Annotated in this window: 2 protein-coding genes and 1 riboswitch; both genes read left to right on the forward strand. The window is 41.0% G+C overall.

Annotated elements, in window-relative coordinates; translation table 11 throughout:
• A partial coding sequence (locus ABD07_RS14490) for a hypothetical protein (protein ID WP_205010704.1) occupies positions 1 to 799 on the forward strand: 799 nt, incomplete at its 5' end.
• A gap of 1,055 nt (positions 800 to 1,854) precedes the next feature.
• A riboswitch (cyclic di-GMP riboswitch) is annotated at positions 1,855 to 1,941 on the forward strand.
• Positions 1,942 to 2,052: 111 nt separating this feature from the next.
• Positions 2,053 to 2,908, forward strand: an 856-nt coding sequence (locus ABD07_RS14495) for a hypothetical protein (RefSeq protein WP_160818886.1), incomplete at its 3' end; no start/stop codon positions are given.

Consider the following 2,908-nt stretch of genomic DNA (forward strand, 5'->3'; position numbering starts at 1 on the left):
CTATAGCTGGCCGGTCTCTGCTTTGGGTGCAAATTTCTCGGGTGTGCAACTCATTACTGTCGATCCTATTACTCCTTCGACGATTGGAGATTACATTAGTGGTAAAATCAGATCGGTAACAGGACCAAATGGTGAAGTGGTTAATGAGCTTTATCAGCAAGTGAAAATAACCGGCGGTTTGGGGCGTGCAGGCTCACAAGCACCGTTGTTAATCAGAAGGCCATGGACGATTGGTGATGTCAATGATCTGTATATTACCTACTGGTTCAGATATCAAGCCAACTTAGAGACACAACTGGATAATACGGTTTCATCTGCGAATTGGCGGTCACAGTTCTCACTTAAGACAGGGGGATACAATAACACGGGAGAGGGTGATTATCGGATGAGCGTGACTGTGATGAAAGGAGCCGATGGCAAACTCTATTGGTTAACAAAGGGTGATAATGCCGGTGGTGTATTTTCCACCAGAGTTGATTACTGGCAAGTAGAGAATCGTGTTGTTCCAGTGCCAGTAAATAAATGGTTTAAATTTGAAGTTTATTGGCACCGGTCAAGTGGCACTGATGGACGTTTCTGGGCAGCCGTCGATGGCGAAGTGATAGCAGATTACCGTGGACCAAATATGGGTGATTACAATCTTCCTATAACTCGGATTTTTGTGAGCAATGCCTACAGTGGTGGTCATGTATCCGTAAATAATCACATCACGAGATTGGAGATATGGGATGGTTTTCCTTGTGGAGAGGGAGTGTCTTGTTATAGTGGGGTGTCAAAAGTATCTTCTGATCATCGGTGAATAGTGTTATAGGCAATCTTATGGTGGACAAATAAACTAAGCGGACTTACTTGTAAGAGATTTCAGTGCTGTTTACAGAGAGGTTGATAAAATAAGCATTGGGTATTTATGAGGGGGCATTATTCAAACTCCTATGAGGCTTGTCATTATTGTTCAATTGAATGAAACGGACAAGCTTGACTTGGGCAACTTATCGCTTAACAATTTTGAAAGAAAATTTAGAGAGGAAGATAAAATGACGGATAGACTGTTGTTTTTTCTTACAGATCAAAGCTATTCTCGGCACAATAAGTAACTATCAGTTAAAAAAGGTACCCACCTCTAAACCTTGGATCTGTGAATTGCTCAGCCTTTCTTAACGGCTTACATTAGCAAAATTACCTAGTGGAAAATCCGGATCAATGATTTTTCTCGAATTTGAATCTGATTCTCGAGGTGACTACAGTGACATTTTTTGTTAACTAATGACACGATATGTCGACAGGTTCTGGATTAATTGCATGTTATTGATTATAATCACTCTTTAGTCAATATTTTTGAGATTGTAGTTGATATTCACAAGTATATGCTTTGACTGTATCGTGATAATGAAAGCTTAGTAGTGCAAAATAAATGCAATTGGCTACCAAAGTTTTTCCTCACCGAGTAAGCGCTAGCCAAGTATCTTACTTTGTGAGCCGTATTGCAGTTTTTGAGTTTGTGTTAGCAACGCCAAATGGATATTCAGCCAGTTTTCGCCGGTAATAACAGATCTGCCTGATAATACCGACAACTGATATTGACGGAAGTATTGTGCTTAATCATTATTTTTCGTTTTCGTAAACTCAATATCAAGCTTTCTTCTAGACCCTGCAATGCAAATTTAGCCTTTGCTGGTGCCATCCTTGCAGGCAAATAGTTGCGTAGTTTTTTAGTAACTGTTGTTTTCAGCGATTGATCCGTGTCGAGCGAATTCAATAACGTTGATGTCGGCCGCATTTAATTATCTATTGTGGTTTTTTGCGTGTCAATTCAGCGACTAATATTGGCACGGTTTATGCTGAAATAATGTAGCAATATGAAAAAGGCAAACTCTGCGAAAGCAGGGGACGCAAAGTCACTGATCTAAAGGGCAAATGCCCCAGGATGGCAGGACTGCCAGGTACGTTACTCGTTTATTTACCACGTTATATTGATGTTGATGATTATCGAACGAAATAACTTTGAAGCGTATCCATGCAGTTCCATCCTTTAACTCTAAGGAGGAACACAATATGAATATTAACAATCAAGCATTACAAGCCAGAAGTTTTTTGGCTTTAGTTATAAGGCAGTTACATGTAGAGAGATCTGATGCTAATTGCTTTGTCCGGCATGGCATTAACATGGTGTTTATTTTTATGCTATTGCTACTGACCGCATTGAGCGTCGTTACCCCGACAGTTTATGCAGCTTCTCTGCTTTTCAAATCTAATTTAGGTTCTGGTGTTTCTCTCGGAGCGCCATATAACTTTTCAGCTCACGGAGCATATCAGATGATCAATGGGACCGACAAAGAAACCGGATATATGTGGCCGGTATCTGCTTTGGGTTCAAATTTCTCCGGTGTTCAACTTATTACTGTCGATCCTATTACTTCTTCGACAATCGGAAATTACATCAGTAATCAAATTCGATCGGTAACAGGACCAAAAGGTGGAGCGGTTAATGAGCTTTTTCAACAAGTGAAAATAACTGGAGAATTGGGACGAGCTGGCTCACAGGCACCGTTGTTGATTCAAAGACCATGGACCATTGGTGATGTTAAAGACTTGTATATTACTTACTGGTTTAAATATCAAGCCGATCTGGAGACACAGCTGGATAATACGGTTTCATCCGCAAATTGGCGGACACAATTCTCACTCAAGACAGGGGGGTACAATAACACGGGTGAGGGTGATTATCGAATGAGCGTGACTGTAATGAAAGGAGCCGATGGCAAGCTCTATTGGATGACAAAAGGTGATAATGTGGGCGGCGTATTCCCCACCAGGGTCGATTACTGGCGTGAAGATAATCATATTGTTCCAGTGCCGATAGACAAATGGTTTAAATTTGAAGTTTACTGGCACCGGTCAAGTGGCACTG

This window comes from Nitrosomonas oligotropha, assembly GCF_009833085.1.
Classification (GTDB): Bacteria; Pseudomonadota; Gammaproteobacteria; order Burkholderiales; family Nitrosomonadaceae; genus Nitrosomonas; species Nitrosomonas oligotropha.